Annotated in this window: 20 protein-coding genes and 1 tRNA gene; 13 read left to right on the top strand and 8 right to left on the bottom strand. The window is 66.6% G+C overall.

Annotation, left to right across the window (positions count from 1 at the left end):
• Positions 1-9: 9 nt before the first annotated feature.
• The 6 genes from ACE3TU_RS02250 to ACE3TU_RS02225 form a co-directional block, all read right to left on the bottom strand.
• Positions 10-1,122: a cis-3-hydroxy-L-proline dehydratase gene (locus ACE3TU_RS02250; protein ID WP_374619685.1), complete on the bottom strand. Its 1,113-nt coding sequence runs from the start codon at positions 1,120-1,122 to the stop codon at positions 10-12.
• Positions 1,122-2,156: a proline racemase family protein gene (locus ACE3TU_RS02245; protein ID WP_374619682.1), complete on the bottom strand. Its 1,035-nt coding sequence runs from the start codon at positions 2,154-2,156 to the stop codon at positions 1,122-1,124. Before ACE3TU_RS02245 ends, ACE3TU_RS02250 begins: the two co-directional genes overlap by 1 nt.
• A 4-nt stretch (positions 2,157-2,160) precedes the next feature.
• Positions 2,161-2,886, bottom strand: a complete 726-nt coding sequence (locus ACE3TU_RS02240) for an amino acid ABC transporter ATP-binding protein (RefSeq protein WP_374619680.1) — start codon at positions 2,884-2,886, stop codon at positions 2,161-2,163.
• Entirely contained in the window at positions 2,879-3,535 is a 657-nt protein-coding gene (locus ACE3TU_RS02235) for an amino acid ABC transporter permease (protein ID WP_374619677.1), read from the bottom strand. Before ACE3TU_RS02235 ends, ACE3TU_RS02240 begins: the two co-directional genes overlap by 8 nt.
• A 9-nt stretch (positions 3,536-3,544) precedes the next feature.
• Complete coding sequence (locus tag ACE3TU_RS02230; RefSeq protein ID WP_374619674.1) at positions 3,545-4,210, bottom strand: amino acid ABC transporter permease; 666 nt, start codon at positions 4,208-4,210, stop codon at positions 3,545-3,547.
• Positions 4,211-4,296: 86 nt separating this feature from the next.
• Positions 4,297-5,112 carry a transporter substrate-binding domain-containing protein gene (locus ACE3TU_RS02225; RefSeq protein WP_374619671.1) on the bottom strand — a complete coding sequence of 272 codons (816 nt, stop codon included), beginning with the start codon at positions 5,110-5,112 and terminating at the stop codon, positions 4,297-4,299.
• A gap of 115 nt (positions 5,113-5,227) precedes the next feature.
• Here ACE3TU_RS02225 and ACE3TU_RS02220 point away from each other — a divergent pair, with 115 nt between their 5' ends.
• From ACE3TU_RS02220 to ACE3TU_RS02210, 3 genes are all read left to right on the top strand, one after another.
• Positions 5,228-6,160: an ornithine cyclodeaminase family protein gene (locus ACE3TU_RS02220; protein WP_374619668.1), complete on the top strand. Its 933-nt coding sequence runs from the start codon at positions 5,228-5,230 to the stop codon at positions 6,158-6,160.
• Positions 6,161-6,168: 8 nt separating this feature from the next.
• Positions 6,169-6,900 (top strand): GntR family transcriptional regulator, encoded by a 732-nt coding sequence (locus ACE3TU_RS02215; RefSeq protein ID WP_374619665.1) that lies wholly within the window; start codon positions 6,169-6,171, stop codon positions 6,898-6,900.
• A 110-nt stretch (positions 6,901-7,010) separates the two neighbouring features.
• On the top strand, positions 7,011-7,457 hold the full coding sequence (locus ACE3TU_RS02210; protein WP_374619662.1) for a Crp/Fnr family transcriptional regulator: 447 nt from the start codon (positions 7,011-7,013) through the stop codon (positions 7,455-7,457).
• A 233-nt stretch (positions 7,458-7,690) separates the two neighbouring features.
• On the opposite strand, the gene ACE3TU_RS02205 is transcribed toward ACE3TU_RS02210, so the two are convergent.
• Positions 7,691-7,766, bottom strand: a tRNA-Ala gene (locus ACE3TU_RS02205).
• Between the two features lie 154 nt (positions 7,767-7,920).
• Positions 7,921-8,325, bottom strand: coding sequence for a TIGR02300 family protein (locus tag ACE3TU_RS02200; RefSeq protein WP_374619659.1), 405 nt, complete (start codon positions 8,323-8,325; stop codon positions 7,921-7,923).
• Positions 8,326-8,470: 145 nt separating this feature from the next.
• Between ACE3TU_RS02200 and ACE3TU_RS02195 the strand changes: the two genes are divergently transcribed.
• The 10 genes from ACE3TU_RS02195 to accD all read left to right on the top strand — a co-directional run bounded on the left by ACE3TU_RS02195 (position 8,471) and on the right by accD (position 17,219).
• Positions 8,471-9,175, top strand: coding sequence for a d(CMP) kinase (locus ACE3TU_RS02195; RefSeq protein WP_374619656.1), 705 nt, complete (start codon positions 8,471-8,473; stop codon positions 9,173-9,175).
• A gap of 160 nt (positions 9,176-9,335) precedes the next feature.
• Positions 9,336-11,030: a 30S ribosomal protein S1 gene (rpsA, locus tag ACE3TU_RS02190; RefSeq protein ID WP_374619653.1), complete on the top strand. Its 1,695-nt coding sequence runs from the start codon at positions 9,336-9,338 to the stop codon at positions 11,028-11,030.
• A 68-nt stretch (positions 11,031-11,098) separates the two neighbouring features.
• The gene (locus ACE3TU_RS02185) at positions 11,099-11,602 is read left to right on the top strand and encodes a GNAT family N-acetyltransferase (RefSeq protein ID WP_374619650.1); all 504 of its coding nucleotides are present in this window, start codon (positions 11,099-11,101) and stop codon (positions 11,600-11,602) included.
• Between the two features lie 115 nt (positions 11,603-11,717).
• Positions 11,718-12,665, top strand: a complete 948-nt coding sequence (sppA, locus tag ACE3TU_RS02180) for a signal peptide peptidase SppA (RefSeq protein WP_374619647.1) — start codon at positions 11,718-11,720, stop codon at positions 12,663-12,665.
• 35 nt (positions 12,666-12,700) lie between these two features.
• Positions 12,701-12,985 carry an integration host factor subunit beta gene (locus ACE3TU_RS02175; RefSeq protein WP_374619644.1) on the top strand — a complete coding sequence of 95 codons (285 nt, stop codon included), beginning with the start codon at positions 12,701-12,703 and terminating at the stop codon, positions 12,983-12,985.
• A 15-nt stretch (positions 12,986-13,000) separates the two neighbouring features.
• Positions 13,001-13,351: a lipopolysaccharide assembly protein LapA domain-containing protein gene (locus ACE3TU_RS02170; RefSeq protein WP_374619642.1), complete on the top strand. Its 351-nt coding sequence runs from the start codon at positions 13,001-13,003 to the stop codon at positions 13,349-13,351.
• Between the two features lie 9 nt (positions 13,352-13,360).
• The gene (locus tag ACE3TU_RS02165) at positions 13,361-14,011 is read left to right on the top strand and encodes a phosphoribosylanthranilate isomerase (protein WP_374619639.1); all 651 of its coding nucleotides are present in this window, start codon (positions 13,361-13,363) and stop codon (positions 14,009-14,011) included.
• A 12-nt stretch (positions 14,012-14,023) separates the two neighbouring features.
• A complete protein-coding gene (gene trpB, locus ACE3TU_RS02160; protein ID WP_374619636.1) occupies positions 14,024-15,244 on the top strand; it encodes a tryptophan synthase subunit beta in 1,221 nt (406 codons plus the stop codon).
• Positions 15,244-16,068 (top strand): tryptophan synthase subunit alpha, encoded by an 825-nt coding sequence (trpA, locus tag ACE3TU_RS02155; RefSeq protein WP_374619633.1) that lies wholly within the window; start codon positions 15,244-15,246, stop codon positions 16,066-16,068. Before trpB ends, trpA begins: the two co-directional genes overlap by 1 nt.
• 191 nt (positions 16,069-16,259) lie before the next feature.
• Positions 16,260-17,219, top strand: a complete 960-nt coding sequence (gene accD / locus ACE3TU_RS02150) for an acetyl-CoA carboxylase, carboxyltransferase subunit beta (protein WP_374619631.1) — start codon at positions 16,260-16,262, stop codon at positions 17,217-17,219.
• Positions 17,220-17,285: the final 66 nt, after the last annotated feature.

Genomic DNA, 17,285 nt, shown 5'->3' with positions numbered 1-17,285 from the left:
CTCGGGCGGTCACTGTGGCGCGCGTGAGATCACTGTCGGCGCGCCCAGTACCTCGAACCTCGGCACAATTCCGAGACCGGGGGAGTCCGGTGCTCGCATGGTGCCGTTGACGCGCCGGGGGGCGCCGTCGGCGATGTCGACGGTGCCATAGGAGTTGAAATCCGTGGCGGAAAAGCAGAAGCGCTCCGGCGTCGACTGCGCCAGGTGCGCAATGGCAGCGGTGACGATGTCGCCGCCCCAGGTATCCTCGATGGTCATCGGGATCTGGTGGGCGACGCAGAGATCGCGGATCTGGCGGGCCTTGGTCAGGCCGCCCACCTTGGAGATCTTGAGGTTGATAATGTCGAAGGCATCGTCGGCAAGGCCCTTGAGCAGCATACCGACCCCGTCGATATTCTCATCGAGAACGAAGGGCAGCGTCGTCCGGCGGCGGATCGAGACACTCTCGTCGTAGCTCATGCAGGGCTGTTCGATATAGACGTCTAGGTCGGCGACCGCATTCACCACGCGGGCGGCGTCGGCCATGGTCCAGCCGGTATTGGCATCGCACACGAGGATATCGGTGGGCTCGAGGATGGCGCGGCAGGCGCGGATGCGCGCGATGTCGTCATTGGCATCGCCGCCAACCTTCAGCTGGAACTTAGTGTAGCCCTCGGAGCGGTAGCCGGCGATCTTCTCGGCCATCACGTTTGCGTCTTCCTGGCTGATGGCGCGGTAGAGCTTGATCGCGTCCTGTTCCTCGCCCCCCAGCAGCGTCTTGACCGGCAGGCCGGCGACCTTGCCAAGGATGTCCCAGCAGGCGATATCGATGGGCGCCTTGACGTAGGGGTGGCCGCGCAGCACCGCGTCCATGTGGCGATTGAGCGGCCCCAGCGCGGTCGGGTCCATGCCGATGACCTTGGGCGCCAGTTCCTCGAGCCCGGACCGCACGCCCAGGGCGTAGGCGGGCAGGTAGGCCGAACCGAGCGGGCAGCACTCGGCGTAGCCGGTGATGCCCGCGTCGGTCTCGACGGCGACCACGGTCGAATCGAACACGTCGATGAAGTTGCCGCCGCTCCACCTGTAGCGACCTTCGCGCAGCGGCAGACCAACCTGCCAGTACTTGATTGCGGTGATCTTCATCAGAAACGTCCTTCGAGGGGCCAGGTGTCGGAGAGCCGGTAGCCGGCGGGCCAGGGATCGGTCGGATCGAGCATCTCCTGGCGCGTCCCGGTGATCCAGGCCCGGCCGGAGATCACCGGGACGATGCCGGGGCGGCCGCCGATCTCCACCTCCCGCTCGATCCGGCAGTGGAACTCGGAATCGATGATCGAGCGGCCGATGAAGCGCTCGCCGACCCGCATCTCGCCGCGCGCGTGCAGCACCGCCATGCGAGCGGAACAGCCGGTGCCGCACGGCGAGCGATCGATCTTGCCGGGCCGGATGGCAACGGCGTTCTTCGCCGCGAGGATGCCGCTATGGTCACGTTCCACCGGCGCTGTGATCTGGCAGAACGAGATGTGATCCCAGCCGTCCGGGTGCCTGAAACCCAGCTGCTCGTTGGCGGCCCTGGTGATCTTCATGCCGGTGGTCGCCAGATCGCGTGCCTCGTCGGGGGTGAGGGCGAAGCCCAGTCGCGCCGCCGAGACGAAGACGAAGCTGTCGCCGCCATAGGCTGTGTCGACCCGCAGCGAACCCAGCCCCTCGACCTCGATCATCGCGTCGAGCTTGTCGACGAAGGAAGGGTGGTTGGTGACATGGATGCGCTCGGCCTTGCCGTTCCGGCACTCGGCGACGACGTCGATCAGGCCGCCCGGGGCCTCCAGCGTCAGCCGCGTCAGCGGCTCGGTCATGGGCAGGATGCCGGTATCGAGCAGCACCGTCGAAACGCACATCGAGTTCGAGCCCGACATCGGCGGCGTATCCTCCGGCTCCATGACGATCCAGCCCATCTGGGCCTTCGGGTTCCTCGGCGGCACCAGCAGGCTCACGTGGCGGAAGACGCCGCCGCGCGGTTCGTTGAGCACGAAATTGCGCAGCGTCTGGTCGGCCGCGATGAAGTTTCGTTGCTCCCAGACCGTGTCGCCCGGCGGTGGAGTGACTCCGCCGACAATGACGTCGCCGACCTCGCCCTCGGCGTGGGCGGAAACAATATGGACGAGCTTGGACGACCGCATTGAGCTACTTCAGGACCGAGTTGAGGAAGGCACGGGTGTCGGGCAGTTGCGGGTTGCCGAAGAGCTGCTCGGGGCTGCCGATCTCGTGGATCTTACCCGACTTGAAGAAGGCGACGCGGTCTGACACCTCGCGGGCGAAGCCCATCTCGTGGGTGACGAGGATCATCGTCATGCCCTCCCTGGCGAGCAGCCGCATGGTATCGAGCACCTCGCCGACCAGTTGCGGATCAAGGGCTGACGTCACCTCGTCGAACAGCATGTACTCGGGTGCCATGGCGAGCGCACGCGCGATGGCCATGCGCTGCTGCTGGCCGCCCGAGAGCTTGCCGGGGAAGGCGTTGAACTTGTCGCCCAGCCCGACATGCTCGAGCTGTCGCCGGGCGATCGCGTCGGCCTCCTCGCGTGACTTCCTGAGCACCTTGCGCGGGGCCAGTGTCACGTTTTCGAGCACCGTCAGGTGCGGGAAGGCGTTCCATTGCTGGAAGACGATACCGATCTTGCGCCTGAGCTTGTTGAGATCGGTGCCCCTTGCGTGCACCTCGGTGCCATCGACGAGGATGCGGCCGCCCTGGATCGGCTCCAGCCCGTTGATGCACATCAGCAGCGTCGACTTCCCGGAACCGGACCCGCCGATGATCGAAACCACTTCTCCCTTGTTGACGGCGAGGCTGACCCCGTCCAGCACCTTGAGGGCGCCGAAGCTCTTATCGACGTTCTCGATCTCAATCATTCTCGCGGAACCTTCTTTCGAGACGGGCGCCGAGGCGCGAGATGGGGAAGCTGATCAGGAAGTAGATGAGCCCGGCGATCATGAGAATGAAGAGCGGCTCGTTCTGCATGCGGGTGATCAGGATCTGCGAACTCTTGAGCAGTTCGATCACCCCGATCCATCCGACCAGGGCGGTGTCCTTCATCACCCCCAGCGTCAGCCCGATCCAGCTGGGCAGCATGATGCGCAGGGCCATGGGGTAGACGATCTCGGTCATGTCCTGCCACCAGGTGAGACCCAGCGAGCGGGCGGCGCGGCGGGTGGTCTGCGGCACGGCGAGGACGCCGCCGCGCACGATCTCGGCGCAGTAGGCCGACGTGTAGAGCGCCAGCACGATGCAGCTGACCGCGAACGGCGTCGCCTTGAGCCCCAGGATGGGAATGAAGGAGTTGGCGAGGATCAACTGGATCAGCAGCGGGATCGAGCGGAAGATGTCGAGCAGGAAACCGAGAGGCAACGTCGTCCAGCCCGGCAATACGGCGCGGGTGACGCCGAAGACGACACCGAGAACGGTACCTCCGACCATGGCGATCAGGGTGATCAACAGCGTCCAGCCGGCGCCCTGCGCAAGGAACCAGAGGTCGTTGGGGGTGACGGCGGTCTCGAACATGGGCCGCCCTCAGTACCGGAACAGGCGCCAGGCGACGAGCCGCGCCCCCAGAGTCACCACCTTGGCGATCAGGTAGTAGAGCACGGCGGCGATGGCGAAGTATTCGAAGGTGCGGAAGGTGCGCACGTTGAGGTCCTGCGTCACCCCGGTGAGGTCGGAATTGAGTCCCACCACCACGCCCAGTGAAGTCATCAGGATGGCCCAGACCATCTGGTTGGTCATCGGGTGGAACACCGCCCGGAACATCTGCGGCAGGACGATCAGAGTGAACGCCTCGTAGGCGTTGAAGCCGAGCGAGCGCGCCGCGCGCGTCTGCGTCTGCGGTACCGCCCGCAGGCCGCCGCGGAAGGTCTCCGCCAGGTAGCCGGCATTGTTGAAGGTGATACCGACGAGCAGGGCCAGGAAGCTGTCGAGCCGGATGCCGAGCTGGCCGAGGCCGAAATAGGCCATGTAGATCTGGAACAGCGCCGGGGTATTACGCGCCACCTCCACCCAGGTGGCGTAGATGCCATAGAGCACCTTGTTGCGGGATCCGGAGAAGACGGCAAGCACTACGCCGACGGCGATGCCGATCACCATGGAGAGCACCGCGATCTGCAGCGTCACCAGGGCCCCCTGCAGCATCTGCGGCAAGGCATTGAGGGCCGGGCGCCAATGGAAGGTGTAGTTGAACACGCGAGCCTTCCCCCGTTCAGGCCGGCATCAAACCACGTCGGCCACGCAAAGGGGAGCGCCTTGTAGCGCTCCCCCGAGATGGATCATCAGTAGTAGGAACCCGGGATCAGCAGGTTGGGCGCCGCGCCCTCGCCGACATGCTTGTTGTAGAGTTCCTGGTAGCGGCCACTGCGGATCTGGTGGTTGACGAAGAGGTTGAGGTAGTTGAGCAGGCCATATTCCTGCCGCAGCCCGATCAGCGACACGTAGTCCACCGGATACGGGGCATCGCCCGCTACCTTGAGATTGGTGAAGTTGCCGGAGTTGACGGTCGCGAAGGCAACGGTGGAGGTGACGACCGTGGCGTCGATCTGGCCCTGGCTCAATGCCTGGAAGACATCGGCCTGTGCCTGGAAGCCCTGGAAGGTCGAGGACGAGCCCCAGGTCTTCATGTCATCCTCGAGCAGGATGGCCTCGAACGTGCCGGCCACGGAGCCGAGTTTCTTGTCCTTGAGGTCGGCATAGGTCTCGATGCCGGCATCGGTGCGGGTCAGGACCACGTTGGTGAAGGCGAAGTACGGGATCGAAAAGCCGATGGTCTTGGCGCGCTCGAGCGTATCGGAAGTCGAGGCAACGCCGACATCGGCGCGGCCGGAAACCAGGGCCGGAATGCGGTCCGGGAACGGCGTTTCGACGTACTCGGGCGTCACGCCGAGGGCCTTGGCCAGGTCATTGCAGGTGTCGACGTCGAAGCCGACCGGATTGTTGCTCGCATCGCGCGAGCCCATCGGCGGAAAGTCCAGCACCACGGCGCAGCGCAGCACGCCCGAGGCGATGATATCATCGAGCTTGTCGGCAAATGCCGGCGGTACCGTGAGCATGGTCAGGAAGGCTGCCGTCGCAACCAGCGGTGTCCACTTCATTGGTCTTCTCCCCTGTTCCACAGGAAGAACCCGGCAGGATTGCCGGCCTTCCCTGACCTCATAGTAGGCAAACTGTATGCAATGTGGCAAGCTGTTGTGCTCCAGCAGGATTTCCATGACCCACCGAACCTTCGATGCCGATGAAGTGACGCGGGCGACGCCGTGGCCCAAGTTGTTGACGGCGCTTGCGAAAGCCTTCGCCGCGCCGCACGTCGCACCGGACCGCCATATCCACAGGATCGCCGTCCCCGGCGCCGAGGACGCGACGGCGTTGATCATGCCGGCCTGGATCGAAGGCGAGCATTTCGGCGTCAAGCTGGCCAATATCTTCCCCTCGAACGGTCGCCTCGGGCTGCCGGCGGTGAGTGCCGCGTACCTGCTGTGCAGCGCGCGAACCGGGGCGATCGAGGCGCTGATCGATGGTGGCATGCTGACGGCGCGCCGGACCGCCGCCACGTCGGCCCTGGCCTCGCAACTGTTGTCGCGACCCGACAGCGACACGCTGCTGATGGTGGGGGCCGGACGCATGGCACGGCTCCTGATCGAGGCGCATCGCGCCGTACGCCCGATTTCGCGCGTGCTGGTCTGGTCCCGCCGCGCCGAGCAGGCCGCGTCGCTGGCCGCGGTGGCCGGCGCCGTGGTGGTCAGCGACCTGGAGCGAGCCGTTGCCGAGGCCGACATCGTCTCGACCGCGACGCTGTCCACTCTCCCCCTGGTGCGTGGCGCGGCGCTTCGACCCGGTACGCATCTCGACCTGGTCGGCGCCTTCACGCCGAGGATGCGGGAGGTCGATGCAGAGGCTGTGGCGCGAGCGACGGTGTTCATCGATACCGAGGGTGGGGCCCGCGCCGAGGCCGGCGACCTGTTGCAGGCGGAGGCCGAAGGCCGCTTCCGGTGGGACGAGGTGGCCGCCGATCTTGCCGCGCTGGTGAGCGGTCGGCATCCTGGTCGGCGTTTCGACGACGAGATCACCCTGTTCAAATCGGTCGGCGCGGCGATAGAGGACTTGGCGGCGGCCCGCCTGGTGGCGGCGACGGAGGGGACCTGAGAGGCGAGATGGCGAGCAGGCGGACGGTCAAGACGAAGCTCCAGGCCGATGGCGAGCCCGCGCACGGATATGGTGCGATCCTGGTGTTCGAGCGCCTGCGCGACGAAATCCTGTCGCTGGAACTCCGGCCGGGGCAGTTGATCGACGAGTCGAACCTCGCCGAGCGGTTCAGGGTCTCTCGCTCACCGGTGCGCGAGGCGCTGGTCCGGCTGGCCGCCGAAGGGCTGGTTCAGACGGTCCCGAACAAGGGCACCGTGGTCGCGCCGCTGAACCTCGACGAGTTTCCGGCCTACGTCGACGCGCTCGACCTGATCCAGCGCGCCGTCTTTCGTCTCGCGGCGCGGCACCGCACCGACGCGAACCTCGCCGCCATCCGCGCCGCCAACGACGAATTCCGCAGTCGCGTCAGGGCCAATGATGCGCTCGGGATGATCCGGCAGAATGCCATCCTGCACCTTGCGATGGCACAGGCGGGGCGCAACCGCATCCTCACCGACACGTACCGCCGGATCCTCGACGAGGGCCGGCGTACGCTGCGCCTGTATTTCCGCTCCTACGGCGACACGCTGCCCGAGAGCCTGTGCGACGCGCACGATGCGCAGATCGCCGCGATTGCGGCACGCGACGAGGCCGTGGCCGAGCGGTTGGCCCACGAGCATGCTGAAGAGGTGCACCAGCGCTTCCTGCGCTACATGGGGGAGCGCAACTCCAGCGATCTCAGCGTCGTCTACGACCGCTGACCGGTCACTCCCGTCGCCCCCTTGCGTCCGTCACTGCCCGGCACTTAAGTTGTCTGCCCGAGAGTGGCCAAACAAGCAGGGAACCGACACGAGCCTGTCGGGAGGGGACGATGAAGACTGTGCGGTTCAAGGCCGGTGAGACGATTCTCACCGAGGGTGAGGATGGCGACTCCGCCTATCTGCTGGTGAGCGGGGCGGTGAAGGTCACGGTCGGGACGAACCGCGTGGCCGTGCTGAATGCCGGCGAGGTGTTCGGGGAAATGAGCCTGCTCGATCCGGGACCGCGCTCGGCAACCGTCACGGCGACCACGGATGTCGAGTGTACCGTCACCACCTATGACGAGTTCATCGTTTCGCTGCAGGATCGGCCCGAGCAGGCGATCATCTTCATGCGGACGCTGGTGCGGCGCCTGCGCCAGACCAACGAACTGCTCAACCGGCTCGATCCGCGCAAGCGGGGACTGCGCGGGCTGCTGTCCGACCTGCAGCAATCAATGTCGCTCGAAGCACTCGATCTCAAGGACGAAGAGGCCGTTCGCCCGTATTACGCCTGGTAGGCCCCGGGCGCCCGGCGGCGCGGGTCAGGCTGCGACGCAGCCTTGGCCTGGATTGCCGGTCGTTGAGCGACAATGGTGACCTGGCCCACGGCCCGCTCAGGCGCCGCACCGCTGCGGCCCCCGCGCTGGCGGCGGCCATCCAGGGCGCACCAGTGAACTGACCGACGTCGCGGCGTGTGCCAGAGGTATCGGTTGTCTGCCTCGCCGTCAGCACGACGGGCGGCCGGAAAAAATGGTGGAGCCAATCGGAATCGAACCGACGACCTCTTGAATGCCATTCAAGCGCTCTCCCAACTGAGCTATGGCCCCAGCCAGACCCTCACGGGTCGCGTCCGGTGGCACGGTCCCCCGTGCCTTGGGATTTGCGCCGCGGCGGGCGAACCCGTCGAAGCGCGGTGCTGTCTACCCACTTGGCCCCGCTCATGCAAGCGGCTTTTTCGTGGGTGAGCCGACCCGGCGGAGTTTACCGCTCGTCGCCGCCGCCAACGTCGAAGTCGAGGTCCTCGTCTTCGTCTTCGTCCTCTTCGAGGAACACATCGGCGTCGTCGTCGCCGAGGTCCTCTACGTCCTCGACATCCTCGACATCGGGGATTTCCTCGCCCTCGGGACCGGCTTCCTCGGCATCCGCGTCCTCGAGCGAGACGATCTCAGGAGCGCCGGGCTGCGCGGCTTCCTCGATCTCGACTTCCTCTTCGTCCTCTTCGGGCTCGGGCGCGGCCTTGATCTTGGCCAGCACGGTCTGATCGAAGTAGGAGCGCGGGTACGACTTGCCGGTATAGGGCGAGACAATCGGATCCTTGTTCAGATCGTAGAACTTCTTGCCGGTATCGGGGTCTTCCCGCTTGGTACCGCGTTCGTCCTTGGCCAATTGCTTCCTCACTAGAAAGGCGGGGGCCACCCCGCTGGGAACCGTCCGGTTAGGAGGAAAGCCAGGCCCTGTCAAACCCAAAATGCGGCAGGGGCGCCGATCCGTCGGGGCGGGCAGAAGGATGCTGGCGAGGCCGGAATGCTCCGTGTTAGGCAGGCTGGCAGACGTGCCGGAAGACATCGTGCCGGAAGACGTGGAGAACGACATGATCATCGCGGTGGACGGTCCCGCCGCCTCGGGCAAGGGCACGCTGGCGGCGGGCCTTGCCCGGCACTATGGCCTGCCGCACCTCGACACCGGCCTGTTGTACCGGGCGGTCGGCAAGGCCGCAGCGCGGCTCGAGGGGACGGACCAGTTCGAGGTCGCCGCGATCCGTGCCGCACACGAGATCGACGGTGCGCCGCTCGACGCCGCTGAACTGGGCGGCGCCGAGATCGGCGTTCTGGCCAGCAAAGTGGCGGTGATCGCCGAGGTGCGGGCCGCGCTGTTCGACCTGCAGCGCCGGTTCGCGACGCAGCCGGGCGGCGCGGTGCTCGACGGCAGGGACATCGGCACCCGCATCGCGCCCGAGGCCGACGTCAAGCTGTTCATTTCCGCCGACAGCAAGGCGCGCATGGAGCGGCGAGCCCGCCAACTCGAGGCGCGCGGCCTGTCGGTGGACCGCTACGCCCTCTATCACCAGATCGAGGAGCGGGACGCGCGCGACATGGCCAATCCCAATGGCGGCTTCTACCGGGCTCCGGATGCCCACTTGCTGGACACCACACTTCTCGGTATAGAGGCCGCACTCCGCGCAGCCGTCGCCATTGTCGACGGGGTCATGGCGCGCAAGGCGGGGCATCGCTCCTAAACCAACCCTTGCGTCTCCGCCCCCGAAGCAAAGCCCAAGGGCCGGCAGCGGAAACCAATCTCATCACCATTGGCTCGCGCGCCAGCGCACCGGATCGCCGTTGACGGCGATTGGCACACGGGCCCTCACCTCAAGCCGCCGGGCGCATTGGAGAATTAGTTTGGCAGTTCAGTCTGTTTCCAAGGAAGATTTCGAATCCCTGCTGATGGACTCGTTCCTCGAGAACGAGCCGATGGAAGGGACCGTGGTCAAGGGCACCGTCGTGGCGATCGAAAAGGATCTCGCCATCATCGACGTCGGCCTCAAGACCGAGGGGCGCATCGCGCTCAAGGAGTTCGGCGCCGCCGGCCGTGACGGCACCATCAAGGTCGGCTCGACCGTGGAAGTCTATGTCGACCGCGTCGAGAACGCCGTCGGCGAGGCCGTCCTCAGCCGCGAGAAGGCCCGCCGCGAAGAGAGCTGGGTCAAGCTCGAAGAGATGTACAACGCCAACCAGCGCGTCGAAGGCATCATCTTCAACCAGGTCAAGGGCGGCTTCACCGTTGACCTCGAGGGCGCCGTCGCCTTCCTGCCGCGCAGCCAGGTGGACATCCGCCCGATCCGCGACATCGGCCCGCTGATGAACGTGCCGCAGCCGTTCCAGATCCTCAAGATGGACAAGCGCCGCGGCAATATCGTCGTCTCGCGCCGTGCGATCCTCGAAGAGAGCCGCGCCGAGCAGCGCAGCGAGATCGTCCAGCAGCTCGAGGAGGGCCAGGTCGTCGACGGGGTGGTCAAGAACATCACCGACTACGGTGCGTTCGTCGACCTCGGCGGCATCGACGGCCTGCTGCACGTCACCGACATCGCCTGGCGCCGGGTCAATCACCCGTCGGAAGTGCTCGCCATCGGCGAGACCATCAAGGTGCAGATCGTTCGCATCAACCACGAGAGCCATCGCATCTCGCTGGGCATGAAGCAGCTGCAGGCCGACCCGTGGGACGGCATCGCGGTGAAGTACCCGGTCGGCGCCAAGTTCACCGGCCGCGTCACCAACATCACCGACTACGGTGCATTCGTCGAGCTGGAGCCGGGCATCGAAGGCCTGATCCACGTCTCGGAGATGAGCTGGACCAAGAAGAACGTCCATCCGGGCAAGATCGTCTCCACCTCGCAGGAAGTGGAAGTGATGGTGCTCGAGGTCGATCCCGAGAAGCGCCGCATTTCGCTGGGCCTCAAGCAGACCCTCGCCAATCCGTGGGAAACCTTCGCCGACAAGTACCCGGTGGGGACCACGGTCGAGGGCGAGGTCAAGAACAAGACCGAGTTCGGCCTTTTCATCGGCCTCGACGGCGACGTGGACGGCATGGTGCACCTCTCCGACCTCGACTGGCAGAAGCCGGGCGAGCAGGCGCTGGACGAGTACAACCGCGGCGACGTGGTCAAGGCCAAGGTGCTCGACGTCGATGTGGAGAAGGAACGCATCTCGCTGGGCATCAAGCAGCTGGCGGTCGCCGATACGGCCGAGAGCGGCGACGGCATCCGCAAGGGGTCGGTGGTCACCGGCACGGTGACCGAGGTCAATGACGGCGGCATTGAAGTGCGCATCAACGACACCGAGATGACGGCCTTCATCCGTCGCGCCGACCTCAGCCGCGACCGCAACGACCAGCGTCCCGAGCGGTTCAGCAAGGGTGAGAAGGTCGACGCACGCGTCACCCAGTACGACCGCAAGACGCAGCGCATCCAGCTGTCGATCAAGGCGCTCGAGATCGCCGAGGAAAAGGAGGCCGTCGCGGCCTACGGCTCGTCGGATTCGGGTGCTTCGCTCGGCGACATCCTGGGCGCCGCGCTCAAGGGCCGCGGCGACAACTAAGCCGCCGTCGCCGCCATGCTCTTCGGGCTCGCGCCGGCCGGCGCGGGCCCTTTGTTCGGGGAGTACTCATGCTCAGGGACGTCGCCTGGCGGGCGCTGACCGCCTATGACCTGCCGGCCGTACAGGGCATTGCCGATGCGGTGCATGTCGACTTCTACGAGGCCGGCGAGGTGCTGGCCGAACGCCAGAGGCTGTACCGCAACGGCTGCTACCTGCTCGAGATCGGCGAGAAGCCGGTCGGCTACGTGCTCAGCCACCCCTGGCGCTACGGCACTCTGCCGCCCCTCAACACCCTGCTCGGCCGCCTGCCCGAGGAGCCCGACACCTACTACCTGCACGACCTGGCACTCCTGCCGGTGGCGCGCCGCATCGGGGCCGCCAGCCAGATCCTGTCGGCACTGACCAAGCATGCCCGCGCCGAGGGCTACCCAACCATGACACTGGTGGCGGTCAACGGCTCCATGCCGTTCTGGGAGCGCCACGACTTCGCGGTGGTCGACGTGCCCGAGCTCTATGGCAAGTTGCTGAGCTACGAGGCCAGCGCGCGCTACATGGTGCGGCAGCTGGCATAGCCACCTTCCGGGCGCGACAAACGGGCCGGTCGACCGCCAGGCGGCGTCGTCCGCCTTGCATTTGCCGCTGCCCCCCGCTACCCCGCCTGCACCCCAATTGCGGCGCGAGGCGACGATGAGCGATTTCTCCGGCGATCCGGCTCACCTGATACCGGCCAATGCGAGGCTGCGGCGTTCACGACGGCTGTGGCGGGTCCTGTTCACGCTCGCCCTGATCGTCGCCATCATCGCCATCGTCGGGCGGGTGGCAATCGAAACGGCCGGGCCGGGCCAGCACATCGCGCGGGTCGGCATCGTGGGAACCATCGCCACCGATCCGGCGCGGCTACGCATCCTGGAGGAGCTGGCCGAGAATGACGGCGTCAAGGCAGTGATCATCGACATCAACTCGCCGGGCGGCACCACCGCGGGAGGTGAGGAGCTCTACGAGGCGCTCACCGCGCTGAGGGCGAAGAAGCCGGTGGTGGCCGTGGTCCGCGAACTCGGGGCATCCGCCGCCTACATGACCGCCATCGCCGCCGATCGCATCTTTGCCAGGCGACTATCGATCGTCGGCTCGATCGGTGTGCTCTACCAGCATGTCGATGCGGGCAAGCTGCTCACCACCATCGGGGTGGACTTCGACAAGGTACAGACCGGACCGCTGAAGGCCGAGCCCGACATCGACGAGCCAATGCAGGGCGAGGCGCGGGCGAGCCTGCAGCGCCTCGTCGACGATTCCTTTGCCTGGTTCATCGATGTGGTCGCGGAGCGACGCGGCCTCGAACGGCAGGCGACGCTCGCGCTTGCCGATGGCCGTATCCTCACCGGCCGCCAGGGTCTGGACAACGGGCTGATCGACGCCCTCGGCGGGGAGGCCGAAGCGATTGCCTGGCTCGAAAGCGAGAAGTCCGTGCCGGCGGACCTGCCGGTGAACGATCACTATCCGCTGCCCGAGGAGGGCTGGTTCAGTCCCTCGCGATGGCTCGGCCAGAGCGCACGCGCTGCGCTGGGCCTCCCGGCGACCGGACCGATCGCGCTTGACGGGCTGGTCTCGCTTTGGCAGGCTGCCCCGGCGATGTGAGAACCATCGATCCTAGTGGAGGCGCCGGGGGCGGTATGATCAAGTCCGAGCTCGTGCAGAAACTGGCCGACGAGAATCCGCATCTGTTCCAGCGTGATATCGAGAACATCGTGAACGCCATCCTCGACGAGGTGGGTGATGCGATGGCCCGGGGCGACCGGGTGGAACTGCGTGGTTTCGGAGCCTTCTCGGTGAAGAACCGCCCGGCCCGCGTGGGGCGCAATCCCCGGACCGGCGAAACCGTGGATGTGGGCGAAAAATATGTGCCCCAGTTCAAGGCCGGCAAGGAGATCCGGGAACGGATCAACCGCGCTGGGTGACCTGAAGCGAGTTACATGATCAAACGCGTCGTGGGCTGGGTCGTGCTGGTGCCGCTCTGTGCGGCGCTGATCGTCTTTGCGCTCGCCAACCGGCAACTGGTCGTGATCAACCTCAACCCGCTGGCGCCGCCGGAAGCCATTGCCGCGACCGGTGTCGGGGTGCCGATGTTCATCGTGCTGTTCGTCGTACTGCTGGTCGGAGTGGTACTGGGCGGCATCGCCACCTGGTTCGCGCAGGGCCCGCACCGTCGTGACGAACGGCACTATCGGCGCGAGACCGAGCGGCTGCACCGTGAACTGGAAGTGGCACGCCGCGCCCCGGACAGCCCGCTCATCCGTCCCGACGAACTCGCCCCAACGAGCTAGCGAGAGCCGATGGCCGACCCCCTCATCGTCAAGATCTGCGGCATCAAGACCTTCTCCGTTCTGGAAGCCTGCATCGAGGCCGGTGCGGACATGGTGGGCTTCATGCACTTCGAGCGCAGCCCCCGGCATGTCGACCTCGAAACTCTGCAGCTACTGATCTCGTCGGCGCGGGGGCGCATCGAAACCTGCGTGGTGCTGGTCAATCCCGACAATTCCTGCGTCATGGAGGTGGCCGCGCTGTCGCCGGACTGGATCCAGCTGCACGGACCGGAGACACCGCACCGGGTCGAGGCGATCCGCGACGAGGCCGGCATCGCCATCCTCAAGGCGCTGTCGATCGGTACCGCCGAGGACGTCGCCGGCGTTGCCGCCTATGCCGAGGCGGCCGACCGGCTGCTGCTCGACGCCAAGGCGCCCAAGGGTTCGGAGCGACCCGGCGGACTTGGCGTGCCGTTCGACTGGGGCCTGCTCAAGGCGCTTGACCCCGGCCTCGCCTTCATGCTTTCCGGAGGCCTCACGCCGCAGACGGTCGGCGAGGCGATCGGGATGGTCCGACCGCAGGGGGTGGACGTATCATCGGGTGTGGAGACGGCGCCGGGCGTCAAGGACGTGGCGCTGGTCAGGGCGTTCATCGAGAAGGCGCGAGCCGCACAGGTTTAGGAGTTGAGTGACGTGACAGCGACCGGGGCCAATTCCCTGCGCAACGGCCCTGACGACCATGGTCGCTTCGGGCTCTATGGCGGCCGGTTCGTCGCCGAGACGCTGATGCCGCTGATCCTCGACCTCGAGGCAGCCTACCGCAAGGCCCAGGTCGACCCCGCGTTCCAGGCCGAACTGAAAGACCTTGGCGAGCACTATACCGGACGCCCGTCGCCGCTCTATTTCGCCGAGCGCCTGACGCAGCACCTGGGCGGCGCCAAGGTCTATTTCAAGCGCGAAGAGCTGAACCACACCGGCAGCCACAAGCTCAACAACTGCGTCGGCCAGATCCTGCTCGCCAGGCGCATGGGCAAGACGCGCATCATCGCCGAGACAGGGGCCGGCCAGCATGGCGTCGCGACGGCGACGGTCTGCGCCCGCTTCGGCTTTCCGTGCACAGTGTTCATGGGCGCCACAGACGTGAAGCGGCAGTGGCCAAATGTGCTGCGCATGAAGATGCTGGGAGCCGAGGTGCGGCCGGTGACGGCGGGCGCCGGCACGCTCAAGGATGCCATGAACGAGGCGCTGCGCGACTGGGTGACCAATGTCGAGACGACCTACTACCTGATCGGCACGGCGGCTGGCCCGCACCCCTATCCGGAGATGGTGCGCAACTTCCAGTCGGTGATCGGCGAGGAGATCAAGCTCCAGCACTTCGAGGCCGAGGGCAAGCTGCCCGACGCCGTGGTCGCCTGCGTCGGCGGCGGCTCCAATGCCATCGGCACCTTCCACGCCTTCCTCGATGACCCTTCAGTGAAGCTCTACGGTGCCGAAGCCGGCGGCCACGGCATCGACGTCGAGAACGGCCATGCCGCGTCGATGACCGGCGGGCGGCCGGGGGTGCTGCACGGCAACCGCACCTACCTGCTGCAGGACGCGGACGGGCAGATCCTCGAGGGTCACTCGATCTCGGCCGGCCTCGACTATCCGGGCGTCGGGCCGGAGCATGCGTACCTGCACGACACCAAGCGCGCAACCTATGTGCCGATCACCGACAACGAGGCGCTGGAGGCGTTCCAGCTCTGCACGCGGCTCGAGGGCATCATCCCGGCGCTCGAGAGCGCGCACGGCCTCGCCGAGGTGCTGAAGCTGGCGCCGACCATGGGCAAGGACGAGACCGTCGTGCTGTGCCTGTCGGGGCGTGGCGACAAGGACGTCGAGAGTGTCGGCCGCTACCTGGGACTGATCGAGTAATGACCACCCGCATCCCCGCCCGCTTCGCCAAGTGCGCCGCCGAGAACCGTCCGGCGCTCGTGACCTTCGTCATGGCCGGCGATCCGGACCTTGCCACGGCGCAGGCCATCCTCGAGGCGCTGCCGGCGGCGGGCGCCGACGTCATCGAGCTCGGCATGCCGTTCTCCGATCCGATGGCGGATGGCCCGGGTATCCAGCTCGCCGGCCAGCGCGCCCTCGCCGGCGGCCAGACGCTGAAGAAGACTCTTGCCATGGTCGCGGCGTTCCGCAAGGCCGACGACGCCACGCCGATCGTGCTGATGGGCTACTACAACCCGATCTACGTCTTCGGGGTCGAGGCCTTCATCGCCGCAGCCATATCGGCGGGCGTGGACGGTCTGATCGTCGTCGACCTGCCGCCCGAGGAGGACACCGAACTCTGCATCCCGGCGCTGGCGGCCGGCCTGAACTTCATCCGGCTGACCACGCCCACGACCGACGACCGGCGCCTGCCGACGGTGCTGGCCCATACGTCGGGCTTTGTCTACTACGTCTCGATGACCGGCATCACCGGTGCCGCGATCAAGAGCCATGCCGCGGTGGGCGAGGCCGTCAAGCGCATCAAGTCGCATACCAGGCTGCCGGTTGCCGTCGGCTTCGGCATCAAGACGGCCGACGATGCCGCACTGATCGGGCGGGATGCCGACGGCGTCGTGGTCGGCACGGCGCTCTGCAATGCCGTCGCCGGTTCGCTGGTCGACGGCAAGGCGGGACCGGGCACGGTCAAGGCGGTCGCGGACCTGGTCTCCGCGCTCGCGGACGGGGTGCGGCGGGCACGGGCGTGAGACAAGGACGAGCCGGCGCCCTGTCGCGGCGCGCGATACCGGCCGTGTAGTGGCGCCGTCGGGCAAATCCCCTCGCCGCCCTTAACCGCGCCGCCGCGACCTGATAACATTCGCCACAATCACCCTATAGGCCCGCAGCGGTTGTCGGTTTGCGACGCCCGCAAAGCCGGACCCCAACAGGCGCTAGGCAGATGAACTGGATCAACAACGTCGTCCGTCCCCGCATCCGCTCCTTCCTCAAGCCGAAGGACACCGGATCGGAGAACCTGTGGGTCAAGGACCCGGAGTCGGGCGAGATGGTGTTCTATCGCGACCTCGAGGCCAATATGTGGGTGGTGCCCAATTCCGGGTACCACATGAAGATCAAGGCCACCGACCGGCTGTCGACCTTTCTCGACGAGGGGCGCTACCAGAGCGTGCCGCTGCCCGCAGTGGCACAGGACCCGCTGAAGTTCCGTGATTCCAAGCGCTATACTGATCGGCTGAAGGACCAGCGGCTGAAGACCGGCATGGACGACTCGGTGCTGGTTGCCACCGGCGAGCTGTTCGGTACTGCGGTCACCGTCGGGGTGCAGGACTTCGATTTCCTCGGCGGTTCGCTCGGCATGGCCGCCGGTTCGGCGATCGTCACCGGGCTCGAGACAGCGGTGCGCAACCAGACCGCCTTCATCCTGTTCGTCGCCTCGGGTGGGGCGCGCATGCAGGAAGGAATCCTGTCGCTGATGCAGCTGCCGCGGACTACTGTGGCGGTGTTGCGCCTGCGCGAAGCGGGCCTGCCGTTCATCGTTGTGCTGACCAACCCGACGACCGGGGGCGTCACCGCCTCCTATGCCATGCTTGGCGACGTGCACATTGCCGAGCCCGGCGCGCTGATCGGCTTTGCCGGAGCGCGCGTCATCGAGCAGACCATCCGGGAAAAGCTGCCCAAGGGCTTCCAGCGTTCGGAGTACCTGTACGAGCACGGCATGGTGGACATGGTGGTGCACCGGCACAACCTGCGCGAGACGATCGGCTCGCTGGTCGGCATCCTGACGCGGGCCGAGGCGCGCGAGGAGCTGAGTGCCACCGCGCCGGCGCGGCTCGCCACGCCGATCAACACCAGTTCGGGCCAGGACCTGCCCGCCATTGCCGAAGCGGCGCACGCCGAATAGCCGCGGCGACCATCCCGATATCCGGGGCTGGCCGATTTCATCGGGCCGACAAATGCTCTAGAAGCG

Origin of the sequence: Devosia sp. (assembly GCF_041917035.1) — a bacterium.
Taxonomy (GTDB): Bacteria; Pseudomonadota; Alphaproteobacteria; order Rhizobiales; family Devosiaceae; genus Devosia_A.
This window is presented reverse-complemented; position numbering and strand designations above follow the sequence as displayed.

Coding starts and splice junctions, on each gene's coding strand:
- ACE3TU_RS02250 (WP_374619685.1), bottom strand. CDS start 1,122: ATGAAGATCACCGCAATCAAGTACTGGCAGGTTGGTCTGCCGCTGCGC.
- ACE3TU_RS02245 (WP_374619682.1), bottom strand. CDS start 2,156: ATGCGGTCGTCCAAGCTCGTCCATATTGTTTCCGCCCACGCCGAGGGC.
- ACE3TU_RS02240 (WP_374619680.1), bottom strand. CDS start 2,886: ATGATTGAGATCGAGAACGTCGATAAGAGCTTCGGCGCCCTCAAGGTG.
- ACE3TU_RS02235 (WP_374619677.1), bottom strand. CDS start 3,535: ATGTTCGAGACCGCCGTCACCCCCAACGACCTCTGGTTCCTTGCGCAG.
- ACE3TU_RS02225 (WP_374619671.1), bottom strand. CDS start 5,112: ATGAAGTGGACACCGCTGGTTGCGACGGCAGCCTTCCTGACCATGCTC.
- ACE3TU_RS02220 (WP_374619668.1), top strand. CDS start 5,228: ATGACCCACCGAACCTTCGATGCCGATGAAGTGACGCGGGCGACGCCG.
- ACE3TU_RS02215 (WP_374619665.1), top strand. CDS start 6,169: ATGGCGAGCAGGCGGACGGTCAAGACGAAGCTCCAGGCCGATGGCGAG.
- ACE3TU_RS02210 (WP_374619662.1), top strand. CDS start 7,011: ATGAAGACTGTGCGGTTCAAGGCCGGTGAGACGATTCTCACCGAGGGT.
- ACE3TU_RS02185 (WP_374619650.1), top strand. CDS start 11,099: ATGCTCAGGGACGTCGCCTGGCGGGCGCTGACCGCCTATGACCTGCCG.
- sppA (WP_374619647.1), top strand. CDS start 11,718: ATGAGCGATTTCTCCGGCGATCCGGCTCACCTGATACCGGCCAATGCG.
- ACE3TU_RS02175 (WP_374619644.1), top strand. CDS start 12,701: ATGATCAAGTCCGAGCTCGTGCAGAAACTGGCCGACGAGAATCCGCAT.
- ACE3TU_RS02170 (WP_374619642.1), top strand. CDS start 13,001: ATGATCAAACGCGTCGTGGGCTGGGTCGTGCTGGTGCCGCTCTGTGCG.
- ACE3TU_RS02165 (WP_374619639.1), top strand. CDS start 13,361: ATGGCCGACCCCCTCATCGTCAAGATCTGCGGCATCAAGACCTTCTCC.
- trpA (WP_374619633.1), top strand. CDS start 15,244: ATGACCACCCGCATCCCCGCCCGCTTCGCCAAGTGCGCCGCCGAGAAC.
- accD (WP_374619631.1), top strand. CDS start 16,260: ATGAACTGGATCAACAACGTCGTCCGTCCCCGCATCCGCTCCTTCCTC.